The organism is Deltaproteobacteria bacterium, from assembly GCA_029210625.1.
GTDB lineage: Bacteria > Myxococcota > Myxococcia > SLRQ01 > SLRQ01 > JARGFU01.
On the sequence record JARGFU010000003.1, the window covers coordinates 86,319 to 103,120 of the forward strand.

At 71.7% G+C, this 16,802-nt stretch carries 14 protein-coding genes; 9 read left to right on the forward strand and 5 right to left on the reverse strand.

The annotated features are described in order from the left end of the window. The first annotated feature begins 23 nt into the window (after positions 1–23). Positions 24–2,228, forward strand: coding sequence for a hypothetical protein (locus tag P1V51_03845; protein MDF1562148.1), 2,205 nt, complete (start codon positions 24–26; stop codon positions 2,226–2,228). On the opposite strand, the gene P1V51_03850 is transcribed toward P1V51_03845, so the two are convergent. Together P1V51_03850 and P1V51_03855 are read right to left on the reverse strand one after the other, a co-directional pair. Then, a complete protein-coding gene (locus P1V51_03850; protein MDF1562149.1) occupies positions 2,137–3,834 on the reverse strand; it encodes a carbamoyltransferase C-terminal domain-containing protein in 1,698 nt (565 codons plus the stop codon). The genes P1V51_03845 and P1V51_03850 overlap by 92 nt on opposite strands. Further along, on the reverse strand, positions 3,834–5,528 hold the full coding sequence (locus P1V51_03855; protein ID MDF1562150.1) for a carbamoyltransferase C-terminal domain-containing protein: 1,695 nt from the start codon (positions 5,526–5,528) through the stop codon (positions 3,834–3,836). Before P1V51_03855 ends, P1V51_03850 begins: the two co-directional genes overlap by 1 nt. Positions 5,529–5,666: 138 nt before the next feature. Between P1V51_03855 and P1V51_03860 the strand changes: the two genes are divergently transcribed. Together P1V51_03860 and P1V51_03865 are read left to right on the forward strand one after the other, a co-directional pair. Continuing rightward, a complete protein-coding gene (locus tag P1V51_03860; GenBank protein ID MDF1562151.1) occupies positions 5,667–6,152 on the forward strand; it encodes a hypothetical protein in 486 nt (161 codons plus the stop codon). 10 nt (positions 6,153–6,162) lie between these two features. Further along, positions 6,163–7,860: a type IV pilus twitching motility protein PilT gene (locus P1V51_03865; GenBank protein ID MDF1562152.1), complete on the forward strand. Its 1,698-nt coding sequence runs from the start codon at positions 6,163–6,165 to the stop codon at positions 7,858–7,860. Here the strand turns inward: P1V51_03865 and P1V51_03870 are convergent, their stop codons facing one another. Both P1V51_03870 and P1V51_03875 read right to left on the reverse strand, forming a co-directional pair. Continuing rightward, a complete protein-coding gene (locus tag P1V51_03870) occupies positions 7,861–8,202 on the reverse strand; it encodes a redoxin domain-containing protein (GenBank protein MDF1562153.1) in 342 nt (113 codons plus the stop codon). It lies immediately after the preceding gene. A gap of 3 nt (positions 8,203–8,205) precedes the next feature. Next, positions 8,206–8,406, reverse strand: coding sequence for a redoxin domain-containing protein (locus tag P1V51_03875; GenBank protein ID MDF1562154.1), 201 nt, complete (start codon positions 8,404–8,406; stop codon positions 8,206–8,208). Positions 8,407–8,558: 152 nt separating this feature from the next. Between P1V51_03875 and P1V51_03880 the strand changes: the two genes are divergently transcribed. Genes P1V51_03880 through P1V51_03905 form a run of 6 tightly spaced genes read left to right on the forward strand, consistent with a single transcriptional unit; the run spans position 8,559 to position 16,091 of the window. Beyond that, positions 8,559–8,816, forward strand: coding sequence for a chaperone NapD (locus P1V51_03880; GenBank protein MDF1562155.1), 258 nt, complete (start codon positions 8,559–8,561; stop codon positions 8,814–8,816). A 2-nt stretch (positions 8,817–8,818) separates the two neighbouring features. Further along, entirely contained in the window at positions 8,819–11,599 is a 2,781-nt protein-coding gene (gene napA, locus P1V51_03885; protein MDF1562156.1) for a nitrate reductase catalytic subunit NapA, read from the forward strand. Beyond that, positions 11,599–12,126: a nitrate reductase cytochrome c-type subunit gene (locus P1V51_03890; GenBank protein MDF1562157.1), complete on the forward strand. Its 528-nt coding sequence runs from the start codon at positions 11,599–11,601 to the stop codon at positions 12,124–12,126. The genes napA and P1V51_03890 overlap by 1 nt, the downstream gene beginning before the upstream one ends. A 60-nt stretch (positions 12,127–12,186) precedes the next feature. After that, positions 12,187–14,130, forward strand: a complete 1,944-nt coding sequence (locus tag P1V51_03895; GenBank protein ID MDF1562158.1) for a hypothetical protein — start codon at positions 12,187–12,189, stop codon at positions 14,128–14,130. Between the two features lie 50 nt (positions 14,131–14,180). After that, positions 14,181–15,494, forward strand: a complete 1,314-nt coding sequence (locus tag P1V51_03900) for an SGNH/GDSL hydrolase family protein (protein ID MDF1562159.1) — start codon at positions 14,181–14,183, stop codon at positions 15,492–15,494. Positions 15,495–15,503: 9 nt separating this feature from the next. After that, on the forward strand, positions 15,504–16,091 hold the full coding sequence (locus P1V51_03905; GenBank protein ID MDF1562160.1) for a hypothetical protein: 588 nt from the start codon (positions 15,504–15,506) through the stop codon (positions 16,089–16,091). Here P1V51_03905 and P1V51_03910 read toward each other — a convergent pair. After that, the gene (locus P1V51_03910; GenBank protein ID MDF1562161.1) at positions 16,088–16,798 is read right to left on the reverse strand and encodes a hypothetical protein; all 711 of its coding nucleotides are present in this window, start codon (positions 16,796–16,798) and stop codon (positions 16,088–16,090) included. The two genes, P1V51_03905 and P1V51_03910, sit on opposite strands and share 4 nt — an antisense overlap. Positions 16,799–16,802 lie beyond the last annotated feature (4 nt).

The following is a 16,802-nucleotide window of genomic DNA, read 5'->3' on the forward strand; positions in this document are numbered from 1 at the left end:
GGAAGCACTCTATAATGCGCGCCATGGATTCCGAGGGCCCGGGGCGCTTCAGAGGACTTCGGGTCTGGGCCGGTGGGCTGGGGGTCTTCCTGATCCTGGCCCTGCAGGTCTGGAGCCAGACGGCGCCCCTGGATCAGGGCGAGCTCTGCACGCACATCGACACGGCCGGGCACTGGGCGCGCGCCCTGGACTGCGCCGAGGGGCGGGGGTGCTCCCTCTCCCTCGGGCGCCTGAGCCGCCTGGATCTGGCCCACGGGGCGGCGGCGCTCCACCTGATGTCGGGGCTCGCGGTGCTCGGCGGCGAGCTCGAGGACGTCGCCTACCTGGCGGCGGCGCTCTACCTGCTGGCGCTCTTCGCTCTCTACCTCCTCGGCGCTCGCCTGCAGGAGCCCCTCGCCGGTCTCCTGGCGGCCGAGCTCTGCCTGCTCGCCGCGGGCTCCTCGATGATCACCGGGCTCTCGGTCCTCTGGAACCCCGTCTTCCTCCCGCCCTTCGTGGTGCTGGCCCTGGCGGCGGGCGTCCTCTTCCTCGAGACGCGCCGGCTGCGGCACCTCCTGCTCGTGGCCTTCTTCCTCTCCTGGGTGGCGCAGACCCACCTCGCCGGCCTCGCCCTGCTGCCCTTCGGGGTCTGGCTGGCGAGCCGGCTCCCGCCCCGGCGCTGGCTCGCGGCGCTCCTCCTCTCCCTCGGCGTCGTTCTGCTCACCTTTCTCCTGGGCTCCCCGGCGAGCCTGGCGCAGCTGGACCCGGGCGGCTCCGGGCCCGCGGCCGCGACCGACGCCCGCGGCCTCGAGGGCGCCCACCTCCTCCTCTTCGGCCTCTGCGCTCTCGCCGGCCTCGACCTCCTCTGGCGGCGGCGAGGGTCGGCGGGCGAGGCGACGCCCGGCCGTGCGCTCGCGCTGGCCCTCCTCGTCACCCACCTGCCCCTGGCGCTCCTGGCCGGCCTCTCCTCCACCGGGGATGCCCGCTACCTCCTCCCGCTCGTCCCGGGGCTCGCCCTCCTCGCCGCGCTGCGCCTGTCGCACTTCTTCGCCCGGATCCCCACGCGCCTGCGCGGGATTCCCCTCGCCCGGATCGCCCTCGGCGTCGGCGTCGGGGTGCTGACCCTCGTCGCGCTCCAGCGCTACCAGCCGAGCCTCGAGGCGCAACCCAAGCTCACCCCCCTCTGCGTCCGGCCGGCCGACGGCCGGGCCCTGGCCCGCCTGCTGCGGGAGGAGCTCGACTGGGACTTCGAGGACGCCCTCTGGAGGCTGCGCGGCGCGCGCCGCGCGGATCTCTGGCTCGCCGCCCTCTCCACCGAGCCCCTCGGCCAGCCAGGTGAGGAGGGCATCGTCGATCTCGACCTCCAGATCGTGCGCCTGCCGCCCGGTGCCCGGGCCCAGCTACCCGCCGGGTGGATCGACCTGCGGCCGGACGCCCCGGCCCGGGAGCCCACCTTCGGCGTGCAGGTGCATCGGTCCATCCTGGATCGTGGAGCCCCGGAGATCTGCGGGATCGGGGCGGCTCCGCCAGGCGATCCCCTGGCCTGCGCGCCCGGGGGCGGGACCCTGAGCGCGCGGCTGAGCATCGCCGCCCCCCCCGAGCCCTACCTCGCCCGGGAGCTGGCCTCCATCGCCCCCCCCGGCGAGGACCCGATCGATCGCATCCGCTACCGCGTGAAGCTGCGCCCGGAGGTGAGGGAGCCCCGGCGCCTCCTCCTGGAGCCGGTCGAGTTCCACGGCTGCGTGACGCAGGTGCTCGGCGCCACCGGGGCCCATCTCGAGGTGCTCTCCGCGGGCGAGGTGATCCTGCACCCGGCCGATCCGGAGGGGGAGGCCCACCTCTACCTCTCCCGCGCCCTGGAGGGCTGCGACTCTCGCTTCTTCGGGACGCCGGCCCTCCTGGAGTGGCCCGCCGACCGGCCGTCCGCCGAGGCGCGCGCCCTCTACCCCGAGCCGGCCGACGCCGCCGAGGCGGCGCCCCTCGTCTCGCTCTCCCTGGTGCCCGGCCTCGAGCTGGCCGCGGCCCCCCGCCGGCCGGCGATGCGCACCCGGCCCGTACCCGCGGCGGACGCGACGCTGCCGCTGCGGACGCCCTTCGTCTACGTCGCCTTCCTGCTGCTGGGCCTGGGACTCGTCACGGCCTGGACCCTGGGGGAGCTCATCCGGTCTTCCGGACCAGGAAGTCCTCGATCACCATCCCGTCGAGATCCGTCGCCTGCAGACAGGCCAGCGCCTCCTCCGGCGTGTTGACGATCGGCTCGCCCATCACGTTGAGGGAGGTGTTCAGGACCACCGGCACGCCGGTGCGGCGGCCGAAGGCCTCGATCACCCGCCGGTAGCGGGGGTGGTCGGCAGCCGAGACGGTCTGCACCCGCGCGGTGCCGTCCACGTGGGTCACGGCGGGGATGCGATCCTTGAAGCCCTCCCGCACGGGGAAGACCGTGGTCATGTAGGGGGAGCGGCCGCAGCCCTCGAACCACTCGGGGGCGGCCTCCTCGAGGATCGAGGGCGCGAAGGGGCGGAAGGGCTCCCGGTGCTTCACCTTGAGGTTCACCCGGTCCTTCATCTCGGCGCGGCGGGGGTCGGCGAGGATCGAGCGGTCACCCAGGGCGCGGGCGCCCACCGCCATCCGGCCGCTGAAGTGCGCGAGGACCTCGCCCTCGTCCAGCCGCCGGGCGACCTCCTCCACCAGCGCCTCCTCCGGGAGCTGCTCGAAGGGCAGCCCCGAGGCCTCCAGCGCGCGCCTTACCTCCTCGCTGCCGAAGCCCGGGCCGAGGAAGACCGACTCCAGGGGCTGCCGGGGCGCCCGGGGGGCGAGCTGGTGGTAGACCTGCAGCGCCGCGCCGATGCTCGCGCCCGCGTCGTTCGCCGCCGGCTGGATCCAGAGCTCCTCGAAGGGGCCCTCCCGCTGCAGCCGGCCGTTCATCGCGGAGTTGAGCGCCACGCCGCCGGCCAGGCAGAGGCGGCGGGCGCCGGTGCGCTGGTGGAGCCGGTGGGCCAGGTGGAGCGCCACCTCCTCCAGGGCCGCCTGCATGGCCCGGGCGACGGCGCGGTGCCGGTCCTCCAGGGGGGCGCCGCGGGGGCGCACCGGCCCGAAGGTCTCGACGAAGCGCCGGGAGACCCAGGGATCCCGGCCCCCGGCGGGGTAGTCGACGTAGGAGAGGTCGACCTCGAAGGTGCCGCCCGGCAGCGGGTGGAGGACCTCGCGGAAGCGCTCGACCAGGCTCTCGTCCCCGAAGGGCGCCAGCCCCATCACCTTGTACTGGTCCCCCTCCGGGTCGAAGCCCAGGTAGTGGGTGACGGCCGCGTAGAGGTAGCCGAGGGAGTGGGGGTAGTCGACCTCCTCCAGCACCCGGATCCGGCTGCCCTCGCCCATCGCCAGCTGGGTCGAGGCGATCTCGCCGTTGCCGTCCAGGGTGAGGATGGCCGCCGAGTCGAAGGGGGAGGGCAGGAAGGCGCTGGCGGCGTGCGCCAGGTGGTGCCGGACGTGGGTCAGGGGAGGGTGCCGCCGGCCCAGGCCGAAGGTCGAGCGGAAGCGGGCGCCGGCCTGCAGCAGATCGGCGTAGGTGCCGCCGTGCGCGCTCCCCATGCGCAGGGCCCGCGGGAGGTTCTGCAGGAGCATCCGCCCGCGCTGGGGCAGGCCGTGGAGGGGCTGCCAGTGGAAGGCGGCGGCGTCGAGCTCGTCGGCGCGCAGGCCCGCCTGCTCCAGGCACCAGGCCATCGCGAGCCGGGGCAGCCGGCCGTCGTGCTTGCGGCGGGAGAGGCGCTCCTCCTGCACGTAGTGGGTGAGCCGCCCGTCCTCGACGAGCGCGGCCGCGGCGTTGTGGGCGTAGCAGTTGAAGCCCAGGACGCGCATCACTCGGGCTTCTCGACCCAGCAGGGGCCCAGCGCCAGGGCGTCGATGCCCGTGCCGTCGTAGCAGGCGACCGCGTCCTCCGGCGTGCAGACGATGGGCTCCCCCATCACGTTGAAGGAGGTGTTCAGGATCACCGGGACGCCGCTCTCCTTCTCGAAGGCGCGCAGCAGCCCCCAGAAGAGGGGGTCGACCTCGCGCTCGACGGTCTGCAGCCGGGCCGTGCCATCCACGTGCGCCACCGCCGCCAGCCGGTCGACCCACGCCTCGCGGATGGGCACGACGTAGAGCATGAAGGGCGAGGGGCGGGTGGAGTCGAAGAAGGTGCTGGCCTCCTCCAGGGGCACGGCGGGGGCGAAGGGGCGGAAGCCCTCCCGGTGCTTCACCTTGGCGTTGATCCGGTCCTTCATCTCGGCGGGCCGCGGATCCGCCAGGATCGAGCGGTGGCCGAGGGCCCGGGGGCCGAACTCCATCCGGCCCTGGAACCAGCCGACGACCTTGCCCGCGGCGAGGGCCTTGGCCGTGCGCTCGAGGAGGGCCTCCTCGCCGAGGACCTCGTGGGGGCGGCCGGCGAGGGCGGCCTGGCAGGCCTCGTCCGGGAAGGCCGGGCCGAGGGCCGCCGAGCGGAAGTCGCAGCGGGTGTCCTGCTTCAGGTGGTGGCGCCAGACGTAGAGCGCGGCGCCCAGCGCCGTCCCGGCGTCGTTGGCGCCGGGCTGGACGAAGACCTCGTCGAAGCCCAGCTCCTCCCGGAGGCGGGTGTTGAGGACCGAGTTGAGGGCGACGCCGCCGGCGTAGGCCAGGTTGCGGCTCCCGGTGCGCGCCTTCAGCCCGCGGGCGAGGTGGAGGACGACGTCCTCCACGCGCTTCTGCAGGGCGAAGGCGATGTCGTAGTGCCGCTGCTCGAGGGGCTCTCCCCGCCGGCGCAGGGGACCGAAGCGCTCGATGAAGCGCGGGGAGACCCAGGGATCCCGGATGCCGTGCTGGAAGCCGAAGTAGTCGAGGTCGAGGCGGAAGCTCCCCTCACCCTCGAGGGTGACGATCTCCTCGAAGTCCTTCCGGAAGGTCGGCTGCCCGAGCGCCGAGAGCGCCATCACCTTGTACTCGTCGCTGTCGGGCTTGAAGCCGAGGTAGTGGGTCAGGGAGACGTAGAGGTAGCCGAGGGAGTGGGGGAAGTAGACCTCGCCCAGGGTCTCGATCTCCGAGCCGCGCCCGTGAGCCAGGGTGGTGGTGGCCATCTCGCCGGAGCCGTCCACCGTCAGGATGGCGGCCTCGTCGAAGGGAGCGCAGAAGAAGGCGCTCGAGCCGTGGCAGAGGTGGTGGCGGACCCTCCAGAAGCGAGGCCGCTGCTTCGTCGCCTCCGGGAAGTGGCGGCGGAGATCCTCGGGGGCCCGGATCATGTTCCACCACCGGCCCCCGTGGCTGTTCCAGAAGCGCAGGGAGGCGGGCATCCCCCGGGCGATCTGGCCCAGGCGGCGGTGGAAGTCGTGGAAGGGACGCCAGTGGAAGGCGACGTGATCCACGTCCTTCAGCCCGATGCCCTCCTGGGCCAGGCAGTAGGCGATCGCGTCCTTCGGGAACTCGCCGGTGTGGCGGTTGCGGTCGAAGCGCTCCTGCTGCGCCGCCGCCACCGGCACGCCGTCGCGCAGGAGGACGGCGGCCGAGTTGAAGACGTAGCAGTTGAATCCCAGGACATACATCGGGGCAGAACCTAGCAGCGCAGCGGATCCGGGGGCCATCCCTCGAATGGGGGCCGCCCGCTCTTCTCGCCGGCGGCCTCCCGGAGGTCCCGGGGGGCGCTTGTCGCGGGCGGCGCGCGGGTGCTACCGATCGTGGACGTGGAAGCCTATCGGGTCCCGAAGACGAAGGTGCAGGCCACCCTGGGGTTGGCGGGCCGGGAGGCTCGCCAGGTGAGCATCTTCCTGGCGCACCAGGCGGAGCGGCACGCCGGACCCGAGCGCCCCAGCGACCTCCTCGAGGGCGAGGCCACCTTCTTCGCCTGCGTCGACGCCGAGGACGGCTTCGTCCTCATCCAGCGGGAGGCGGTCGCCTTCCTGAAGGTGGCCACCGAGGTCGAGCTGGGCAGCGACCACCTGCCGGCCGAGGATCTGGGGGCCTCCTCGGCCCAGGCGGTGCCGGTGACGGTGATGCTCGAGGACGACCGGCCCCTGGAGGGCACGGTCGTCTTCCTCCTGCCGGACGCCCAGCAGCGCCTGCAGGACTACCTCAACGTCAGCGGGACCTTCTTCCCGCTGCGCGCGGGGGAGGAGATCTACCTGGTGAACAAGCGGCGGATCCTCTGGATCCGCAAGAAGGAAGGCTAGCAGGAGAGCGATGGCACGCATCGACAAGTTCATCGACGCGCTCTTCCAGTTCGGCGCCGACGAGCTGCGCATCGTGGCCGGGATGCGGGCCATCCTGGTGACCGGCCAGGAGGCCCGGCCGGTGACCCACCAGGACGCCACCTCCGCCCAGGTGGTCGAGCTGCTGCGGGAGATCGCCCCCGAGGTGCACCACCCGGAGCTGGAGGTGGACGGCGCCTTCTCCTTCGAGCACCGCTCGGGCCAGGGCAAGGTGAAGGTGACCGTGGGGCGAGTGGGCGACCAGATCACCGCCTCCCTGCGGCCGGTGCCCGAGGAGCCCGACGGGGAGTCGGCCCTCGAGGCCCTGCGGGCCTGGACCCAGGAGGAGTCCGTCGGGGAGGTCGAGCTCGACGCGCCCGACACCGGCGTCTTCATCCCCGAGGCCGGGATCTCGCTGGCCGAGGCGCCCGACGCCATCGAGCTGGACGACGTTCCGGAGACCGGGGCCGGCTTCCCGGACCTCCTCGAGCGGGAGCGCGAGCCGGTGCCGGACGTCGCGGCGGGCGCCACCCGGGCGCCCGACTCCGAGTACCCGGCGCCCCCCGAGGCGCCGCCCTCCGCCCCGGTGGCGGTCTCCTCCCCGGGAGGCGCGGCGGAGATCGATGCCTTCTTCCGGAGGATGCAGGACGAGGGCTGCTCGGATCTGCACCTCACCAGCGGGCAGCCGCCCCTCTTCCGACTCGACGGCTCGATGGTGTCGTTGATGGGCGACGGGCGGCTCTCGGCCGAGACGGTGCACCGCCTGGTCCTGGAGATCACCCCGGAGAAGAACCGGCGGGAGTTCGAGGAGCTCCACGACACCGACTTCGCCTACGAGATCCCGGGGCTCGCGCGCTTCCGGGCCAACCTCTTCATGGACCGGAACGGCCCGGGCGCCGTCTTCCGGATCATCCCGGCCGAGATCCTCTCCGCGAAGCAGCTCGGGCTGCCCCCGGCGGTGATGAACCTCTGCGAGCTGCGCAAGGGGCTCGTGCTGGTGACCGGCCCCACCGGCTCCGGCAAGTCGACGACCCTGGCGGCGATGATCGACCACATCAACCGCAGCCGGGACGAGCACATCATCACCATCGAGGACCCCATCGAGTTCGTGCACCCCCAGCACAAGTGCCTGATCAACCAGCGGGAGGTGGGGGTCCACACGAAGGGCTTCAAGCAGGCCCTGCGCGCGGCCCTCCGAGAGGATCCGGACATCGTCCTGGTGGGTGAGATGCGGGATCTGGAGACGGTGGCCATCGCCATCGAGACCGCCGAGACCGGTCACCTGGTCTTCGGGACGCTCCACACCAACACCGCGGCCTCCACCATCGACCGGATCATCGACCAGTTCCCGGCGGACCGTCAGGCCCAGATCCGGACCATGCTCTCCGAGTCCCTGAAGGGGGTCATCGCCCAGACCCTCTGCAAGAAGGTGGGGGGAGGACGGGTCGCCGCCCTCGAGGTGCTGATCGTCACCGCCTCGGTGGCCAACCTGATCCGCGAGGGCAAGACCTTCCAGATCCCCTCGATCATGCAGACCGGCCGGAGCGCCGGGATGACCACCCTCAACGAGTCGCTCCTGCGCCTGCTCAAGAGCCGGCTGATCTCTCCGGAGGAGGCGGTCACCAAGTCGGTGGCCCGCGCCGAGATGCGCCAGACCCTGATGGAGAAGGGGATCGTCGTCCGCGAGTAGCTACTCGGAGGGCTGCGCCTCGCGCAGCGCTACCCCCAACTCGGCGAGGGTGCGCGCGACATCCGCGCCGGCCGTCGAGGGGCTGACGTCCCGGTCGACCTTCAGGATCTTCCCGTCCTTGCCGATGTAGAAGGTGTGGCGGCTCGCCACGCCGACCCCCTTGAGGAGCACCCCGTAGGCGCGGGCGACCTCCTTCCCCGGGTCGGAGAGGATGGGGTAGTCGAGCTCGAGCTTCTTGGCGAACTCGGTGTTCTTCTCCACGGGATCGACGCTCGCCGCGTAGTAGGCGACCTCGTAGCGCCGGATGGCCTCGCCGCTCTCACGGAGCGACTTGCACTCCATGGTTCACCCGCCGGTGAAGGCCTTGGGGAACCAGGCCAGGACGACCACCTCCTTGCCGAGGTGGTCCGCCAGGGCGTGCTGCCGTCCATCGGAGCCCGCCAGCTCGAAGGGGGGGGCCGAGGTGCCCGGGTCCAGCTGCTGCCCGTGGGCGCAGGCGGAGGACAGGAGCGCCGCGGCGACGGCGATCGTGTTGCGCGTCTTCATGGAGGGAGAGCCTAGTCCCGGCGAGGCGGCCGCGCCGCCGGATCCTCGAGCGGGGTCGGGAGTCGGTCAGGGCTCCTTGACCACCCTTCGTTCCAGCCTGGGAAAGGATCGAGTAGACCCTCGACACCGGCGATCGCCGGGGGAGGCAAGCGATGGAGTACTCAGGGATCCTCATAGCGGCCCGGCCGGAGGCGATGGACGAGGTCCGTCGCGCCGTCGACGGCCTGGAGGCGTTCGAGGTCCACCGCTTCCACCCCGAGGAGGGCCGGATGATCGCGGTCCAGGAGGCCGCGACCAACGAGGCCTCGAAGGAGGGGCTTCGGAGGATCCAGGCCCTGCCCGGGGTCCTCTTCGCCGAGCTCGTCTATCACCTGGTCGACGAGCACCGAGAACCGCACGAGGGAGAGTAGCAATGGCCAATCTCGATCGCCGTGATTTCTTGAAGACCTCCGTCGCCGCCGCCGCGGCCGCGACGGTGGGGCTCTCCGCCCGGGAGGCCGCCGCCGAGGTCCTGGAGGAGGGCTGGAAGTGGGACAAGGGGGCCTGCCGCTTCTGTGGCGTGGGCTGCGGCATCCAGATCGCCACCAGGAAGGGCAAGGTGGTCGCGGTGAAGGGCGACCCGGACAGCCCCGTCAACCGTGGCATCCTCTGCGCCAAGGGCTACGCTAACGCCCTGATCCCCTACGGCGACGATCGCCTCACCCGGCCCCTGCTCCGGATGAAGGACGGCAAGTTCGACAAGAGCGGTGACTTCGTGCCGGTCTCCTGGGAGCGGGCCTTCGACGAGATGGAGGCCCAGTTCAAGAAAGCCCACGGCGAGCTCGGCCCCACGGGCGTCGGCATCATGGGCTCAGGCCAGTACACCATCCAGGAGGGCTACGCCGCGGTGAAGCTCGCCAAGGCGGGCTGGCGGACCAACAACCTCGATCCCAACGCCCGCCACTGCATGGCCTCGGCGGTGGCCGCCTTCATCCAGACCTTCGGCATCGACGAGCCCTCGGGCTGCTACGACGACCTCGAGCTCACCGACACCGCGGTGCTCTGGGGCGCGAACATGGCCGAGATGCACCCCATGCTCTGGTCACGCATCGTCGACAAGCGGCTGGCCGGCGGCAAGTACCAGATCGTGAACCTCACCACGATCAGCAACCGCAGCTCGCAGCTCGCCGATCTGGAGATCGTCTTCAAGCCGCAGACCGATCTGGCGATCTGGAACTTCCTGGCCCGCGAGGTCATCAAGCGCAAGGCGATGGACAAGAAGTTCGTCGACGCGCACTGCGTCTTCGCCACCGGCCCCTACGACATCGGCTACGGGATGCGGGGGAGCGATGCCTTCGCCTACGAGGCCGAGAAGGACACCCAGCTTCGCGAGCGGGTGGTCGTCCTCACCAAGGAGGAGGCCATCGCCCAGCGCAAGCCCGTGGGGACCCGCACTGCCTACGAGCAGAAGAACGTCGCCAGCGCGGGCAAGCACTGGCAGATCACCTTCAAGGACTTCCAGAAGGCCCTCGAGCCCTACACCCTCGACTTCGTGGCCAACCTGGCCAATGGGGATCCGGACGAGCCGATCGAGTCCTTCAAGAAGAAGCTGAAGCAGCTCGCCGACCTCTACGTCGACAAGCAGCGCAAGATCGTCTCGCTCTGGACGATGGGCATGAACCAGCACACCCGCGGCACCTGGGTGAACGAGCAGGCCTACATGGTGCACCTGCTCACCGGGCGCCAGGCCAAGCCGGGCAACGGCGCCTTCTCGCTCACCGGGCAGCCCTCGGCCTGCGGCACCGCCCGCGAGGTCGGCACCTTCGCGCACCGCCTTCCCGCCGACATGGTGGTGGCCAACCCCAAGCACCGGGAGATCAGCGAGAAGCACTGGAAGCTCCCGGCGAAGACCCTCAACCCCAAGATCGGCAGCCACATCACCCAGCAGATGCGCGACATCGAGGACGGGTCGATGAAGTGGCTCTGGGTCCAGGTCACCAACCCCTTCCAGTCCACGGCCAACGCCAACCACTGGATCAAGGCGGCCCGAAAGAACGACGCCTTCGTGGTGGTCTCGGACGTCTACCCGACCCTCTCCTGCAAGGTCGCCGACCTGATCCTCCCCTCGGCGATCATCTTCGAGAAGTGGGGTGCCTACGGGAACTCGGAGCGCCGCACCCAGGTCTGGCGGCAGCAGGTCCCGCCGCCGGGCGAGGCCCGCTCCGACGTCTGGCAGATCATGGAGTTCGCCAAGCGCTTCAAGCTCTCCGAGGTCTGGGGTGAGCAGAGCATCCCCGGCCTGCAGGCCGAGGGCTTCGAGGACGGCAAGCTCCCCGACGTGCTGGCCGAGGCCGGGAAGCTCGGCTACTCGCCCGACGATACCCTCTACGACGTGCTCTTCGAGAGGCCCCTCGCCGGAACCTTCGCCTGGCCCGATCCGGTGGCGAAGGGCGCGGACAACTGCACGGTCGACGCCGCGGGCATCACCTGGTTCCCGGAGAAGGCCCTCTTCGAGGACTACGCCGCCTTCGGCCGGGGGCACGCCCACGACCTGGCGCCCTTCGACCTGCTCTTCGCCGACGACGTGCGCGGCCTGCGCTGGCCAGTGGTCGACGGCAAGGAGACGAGGTGGCGCTTCAACGAGGAGCACGATCCCTACGTGAAGAAGGGCGCGGGCTTCGAGTTCTACGGTGGCGCCCTCAAGGCCATCCCCAAGGGGAACCTGGACGAGGTCACCAAGCCGGAGCCGCAGTCGGTGGCCGGCCGGGCGAAGATCTTCTTCCGCCCCTACGCGGCCCCCGCCGAGTCGCCGGACGAGGCCTTCGATCTCTGGCTGGCCACCGGCCGGGTGATGGAGCACTGGCACAGCGGGACGATGACCCGCCGGGTCCCCGAGCTGCACAACGCCGTGCCCGTCGCGACGCTGGCGATGCACCCGAAGGACGCGACCGCGCGGAAGGTGAAGCACGGTCACCTGGTCTGGGTCGAGTCGCGGCGCGGCAAGATCCAGGCACGGGTCGAGATCGGGGGACGCAACAAGGTTCCCCGGGGGACCGTCTACGTTCCCTGGTTCGACGAGAGCGTCTTCATCAACAAGCTGACGCTCGACGCGACCTGCCCGATCTCCAAGGAGACCGACTTCAAGAAGTGCGCGGTCAAGGTCTACGCCGCCGAGGCCGTGGCCGCCGCCCCGGCCGTCGAGGAGGCCCGCTGATGCGCTCTCTCACTCTTCTCTCGCTCGCACTGCTGATCACCGCCTGCTCGGGCGCGGCCCCGGCGCCGGACAAGGCTCCCGAGCCGCCGCCCGCCGACGAGGGCGCGACCGAGACCGCCGAGGCCCCGGCGCCGGCCCCCGCGTCGATCCCCGAGTCCGAGATCGGCCTGGGGAGCTACGACGTCTTCGAGGCCGGCACGCCGATGGCGCCGGTGGCGGAGGGCTCCGAGCCCGGTGAGGGCCCGAAGCACCCCCGCGCCCACCCCATGGCCGCGCCGGTGATCCCGCACGGCGTCGCCGACCTCGATCCCATCACCCGGGAGAGCAACGCCTGCGTCGACTGCCACGAGGTGAAGGAGAAGACCGAGGGCGAGCCCACCCCCATGCCGCCGAGCCACTACACCGACCTGCGCAACGCGCCGGAGAAGGTGGGGGAGAAGGTGGCCGGAGCGCGCTGGGTCTGCATCTCCTGCCACGTGGCCCGCACCGACCAGGCGCCGCTGGTCGGCAACTCCTTCGGGGGTTGAGCCTCGCGCCGGGGGGCGCCCGGGCTCCGGGAGCCCCCGGGATTCGGTAGACTCCGGAGGATGAGCTCTTCCTCCCGCTGGAGCGTCGCCTGCCTCGCACTCCTCTCTCTCCTCTGCGAGGGCTGCGGAGCCCCCGAACCGCTGGCGATCCCGGCGGGCTGCCAGCCGCTCGCGACCGAGCTCGACTGCTTCCTGCCCTTCCCCTCGGACCACTTCCGGGAGGCGGACGCCGCGATGCCGACGGGCTTCCGGGTGGCCTTCCCCGACGCGGCCCTGGTGCACACGCCGGAGGCGGAGGCCATCGATCCCACCCTCCTGCACCCGGCGGACGGCTGGTCCCTCCACCCCTCCATCTACGCCCTGCTGCCGGGAGCGATCGACGACGGGAACCTGATCTTCCACGACGATCCCGCCGTGGCGACGACCCTGGACGCGGCCGGTCCGACCGTGCTCCTCGACGGGGAGGGCAGGGCGCTGCTCCACTTCGCCGAGCTCGATCCGAGGCCCGCGGATCCAGCGCGGCGGGCGATCTTCCTGCGCCCGATGCGTCCCCTCGCGCCGGCTACTCGCCACGTGGTCGCGCTGCGCGGGCTACGGGGCCTCGATGGGGAGCTCTTGCCCGCCCCGGAGGCCTTCCGGCGGATCCGGGACGGCGAGACCCGGCACGACCCCGTCCTCGACCCCCTGGCCGAGCGCTACGAGGAGGAGGTCTTCCCCCTCCTGGAGGCGGCCGGTGTCGCCCGGGACGAGCTGCAGCTGGCCTGGGACTTCACCACGCGCAGCGCGGAGCAGACCACCGCCGACCTCCTGGAGGTGCGGCGGGCGATCCTGGAGGCCTTCGGTGCCGCACCGCCGGTGGTCCGGATCATCGAGGTCCTCGACGACGTCGACGCCCAGATCTTCCGGAAGGTGAGTGGGACCCTGGAGGTGCCGCTCTTCGTCGAGGACGAGAACACCGGTGCCATGCTCCGGCGCGGCGCGGACGGCCTGCCCGAGGCCAGCGGCGTCGGCGAGGTGCCCTTCACGGCCGTCATCCCGCGGAGCGTGGGGGAGGCGCCGGCCCCCGCGCGGATCATCCAGTTCGGCCACGGCTTCTTCGGCGGGCAGGACGAGATCACCGACGGCTTCTCCGTCGGCTTCGCTCAGGACACGGCCAGCGTCTTCGTCGCGGCGAACTGGCAGGGGATGGCGCGGGCCGACATGGTCTCCCTCGGGGGCGACCTCATCACCGACCCGTCCATCGCCATGCGCTTCGTCGATCGCCTGCACCAGGGCATGGCCAACCAGCTCGCGCTGGCCTTCGCGCTGAAGGAGGTGCTGCCGCTGAACGCCGCCTTCCAGGTGGGGGGCGTCTCCCTGCTGGATCCGGAGCGCCTCTACTTCTACGGGCTGAGCAACGGGCACATCCTGGGTGGCACCTTCCTGGCCCTCTCCCCCTTCCACGATCGCGCCGCGCTCTCGGTCGGGGGGGCGAGTTACAACTTCATCATGTTCCGCTCCCGGAACTTCGAGTCCCTCCTCGGGGTGATCGCCGGGGCGGTCCCCGACGCGCTGGATCAGCAGAAGGTCACCTCGCTGATGCAGCTCACCCTCGACCGGATCGATCCCATCACCTACGCGAGCCACGTCGTCACCTCGCCCCTCCCCGGAGGGCTCACCGGGCGGCGGGTCCTGCTGCAGATCGGCCTGGGGGACACGGCGGTGCCGAACCTCGCCTCCCACCTCGACGCCCGCGCCCTCGGGATCCCCCTGATGCAGCCCGGGCCGCGCAGCGTGGTGGGCCTCGACGAGGTCACGGCGCCCCACGCGGGCTCCGCCCTGGTCGAGTTCGACTTTGGCGTGCCCGCACCCCTGCCGGGGACCCACGCGACCATCCCCCCCGAGGGCACCTCGGTCCACGGCGACGTCCGCAACAGCCCGGAGGGGCAGGCGCAGGTCGACGCCTTCCTCTCTCCCGGGGGAGAGATCCTCCAGACCTGCGACGGCCCCTGTGACCCGGACTGAGGTCCGCGCGGCGGCTGCGGGGGCCCCGGAATCGTGGTAGCCCTGGGGCGGTGAGGGCCGCGGAACAGGGCGCAGGATCGAAGGGCGAGCGGGGGCGGATCAGCCACGGGCTCCTCGCGGGCTTCGCGGCCTACCTGGCGGGGACCCCCTTCGTCGTCGTCAACATGGACGAGGGCGATCTCGATCTGACCAGCTACTGGCTCCTCCTGCGGCTCGCCCTCGTGCAGGTCGTGGCCAGCCACCTCGCCCTGCTCGTCTCACCGCCGCCGGAGGCGCGCCGCTTCTGGGTGCGGGAGAGCGCGACCTACGCGTTCCTCTTCGTGGCGCTGCTCGCGCTCTTCTGGGGTCTCATCAACCTCGGCGAGGTCACCGAGCGATTCCGGGGCCTGCTCCCGGCCTTCGTCGCGGGCGTGGCCGTGATCTGGGGCGTCCGACGCTGGTCGGGGGTCCGGCGGACCCTGGCCGCCTACCTCGCCGCCGGCCTCGCGGTGGTCGCCTTCCTCTCGACCTCGTCGGCGCGAGGGGAGCAGGCGGACTGGGGCGAGGCCCGGGGTGCCCCCCCGGACCTGGTGGGCTTCCCTCCCTCCAGGACCGATGTCACCGACGGGTCGCTCTACCTGAACAAGGACGGCTATCCGCTGATGACCTTCCGCTACAACCGCCTGGGCTTCCGGGACGAGGAGCCGGTGGCGGAGCTGAAGGAGGGGCAGCGGAGGGTCCTCATCGTCGGAGACTCCTTCGTGTGGGGGGACGGGATCGCGACGAACGAGGAGACCATCGGCTACCAGCTGCGCCAGGCGCTCGAGGCCCGGGCCCCGGGCGCCTACGTGGTGATGAGCCTCGCCTTCCCCGGCAACGGCTTCCACGGCTACGAGCGGGCCATCCAGGCCGCGGGCCGGCACTTCCCCCCCGATCTGATCATCGTGGGCTCCCTGGGGCGCTCCGACGCCGACCCGCTGGACGCCCAGCGGCTCCAGGAGAGCCTGCCGAGCTCGACGCTCTTCCGGAACCTGATCTGGAACCTCAAGATCCTCCAGCGCGTCCACGTCGTCGCGGTGGTCCACCGGGAGCACTTCTGGGAGTCGGAGGCGAACATGGAGCGCAACCTGGGCATCCTGGAGCGCATCGCCCGGGACGCGGCCGCTGCCGGACGCAAGGTGATCCTGCTGCACTACCTCGAGCGCTACCCCCTGTCGGGGATGCCGGGCATGGTCGAGTTCGAGCTCCCCGAGGAGCTGCGCTACCCCAACCATCGCAACGAGTACTGGTACGAGAAGGACTTCCACCCCAAGGCGACCCTCAACGCGAAGCTGGGCGTGCTGCTGGCCGAGCGAGTGCTGGAGCAAGTGCCTCCGGCTCGGTAGAGTAGGGGGATGCGTATCCTCTCCGCCCTCTCCCGCTTCGCGCTCGTCGCGCTCCTCTCGACGACCCTCGCCTGCTTCCCCGCGACCGATGACAGCGGCGATGGCGACGCTGGAACCTCGCCGGATGGCAGCATCTCCGACGGTGGGGGGACCACGGACGGCGGGCTCACGGACGGCGGCACCGACGGTGGCACGGACGGCGGGCTCACGGACGGTGGCAGCGATGGTGGCACGGACGGTGGGACCGACGGTGGCGTCGGCGGCGGCGCCTGCGACAACCCGGACGACGGGGCCTCCCTCTCCTCCGGCGTGATGGAGGAGCTGGCCTCGACCTGCAGCATGAACTGCATGTCCGACGGTGATCGCGTCACCTGCCTCGACAACTGCATCCAGAGCGAGAGCTCGAACGCCGGCCAGCCCATCTCCGCGGGCTGCTCCTACTGCCTGGCCGACAACGCCGACTGCACCCTCTCCAACTGCCTCTCCACCTGCAGTTTCGACCCCACCGGGCCGGAGTGCGCGGGGTGCCGCTGCGAGATGTGCGAGCTCGGCTTCGAGGCCTGCGCCGGGGTCACCTCGGGCGCCTGCGCACCCTAGTCCGCGGACCGGAACGTCACGAAGTCGCGGATCTCCCGGAAGACCTCCCGGGAGAAGAGGAGATCCAGGTGGCCCCGGCCGGGGATCATCCGCCGCTCGCCGAAGGGGCAGAGGGCGTTCTCGGCCGGGAGGACCATCAGGTCCTTCTCGGCGGCGATGGAGAGGACCTCGACCCCCCCGGGGGGCGGCAGAGCGTTGAGGTGCTCGAGGAAGGGGCCGCCGGGGCGAAGCTGGGAGACCAGCGGGGTCGGGAGATAGGCGGTGGCGTGGCTGCCGAGGTGGGGTGTGCCGAGGGTGACCAGCCGCTCGACTCGCCGGTGGCCTCCGAGGAGCTGCAGGTAGACGCGGGAGACCAGCCCGCCCATGGAGTGGGCGACGAGGGTGATGCGCCCGCCCCGCACCTGGGCGTCGAGGAGGCGCTTCAGCTCCAGGCCGAGGCCCTCGAGCGAGGCGCCGCTGCTCCGGTAGTTGTAGGCGAGCTGCCGGTCGTGGCCGTGCCAGGCCAGGTAGCCCTGGAGGGGGAAGAAGCCCGCCCGGTTCCCCCCCAGGCCATGGACGAAGACCAGGGTGTGCAGCTCCTTCCGGCGCAGGGGGCGGTGCCGGCTGCGCAGGTAGCCGAAGCCGTAGAGGAGGCCGTGCCCCAGGTGCGCGGCGCCCTCCCGGAGCAGGCCCCGCTTCAGCTCTCCGGGCTCGTGATCGGTGCGCACCTCG

Coding starts and splice junctions, on each gene's coding strand:
- P1V51_03845 (MDF1562148.1), top strand. CDS start 24: ATGGATTCCGAGGGCCCGGGGCGCTTCAGAGGACTTCGGGTCTGGGCC.
- P1V51_03850 (MDF1562149.1), bottom strand. CDS start 3,834: ATGCGCGTCCTGGGCTTCAACTGCTACGCCCACAACGCCGCGGCCGCG.
- P1V51_03855 (MDF1562150.1), bottom strand. CDS start 5,528: ATGTATGTCCTGGGATTCAACTGCTACGTCTTCAACTCGGCCGCCGTC.
- P1V51_03865 (MDF1562152.1), top strand. CDS start 6,163: ATGGCACGCATCGACAAGTTCATCGACGCGCTCTTCCAGTTCGGCGCC.
- P1V51_03870 (MDF1562153.1), bottom strand. CDS start 8,202: ATGGAGTGCAAGTCGCTCCGTGAGAGCGGCGAGGCCATCCGGCGCTAC.
- P1V51_03875 (MDF1562154.1), bottom strand. CDS start 8,406: ATGAAGACGCGCAACACGATCGCCGTCGCCGCGGCGCTCCTGTCCTCC.
- P1V51_03880 (MDF1562155.1), top strand. CDS start 8,559: ATGGAGTACTCAGGGATCCTCATAGCGGCCCGGCCGGAGGCGATGGAC.
- napA (MDF1562156.1), top strand. CDS start 8,819: ATGGCCAATCTCGATCGCCGTGATTTCTTGAAGACCTCCGTCGCCGCC.
- P1V51_03890 (MDF1562157.1), top strand. CDS start 11,599: ATGCGCTCTCTCACTCTTCTCTCGCTCGCACTGCTGATCACCGCCTGC.
- P1V51_03895 (MDF1562158.1), top strand. CDS start 12,187: ATGAGCTCTTCCTCCCGCTGGAGCGTCGCCTGCCTCGCACTCCTCTCT.
- P1V51_03905 (MDF1562160.1), top strand. CDS start 15,504: ATGCGTATCCTCTCCGCCCTCTCCCGCTTCGCGCTCGTCGCGCTCCTC.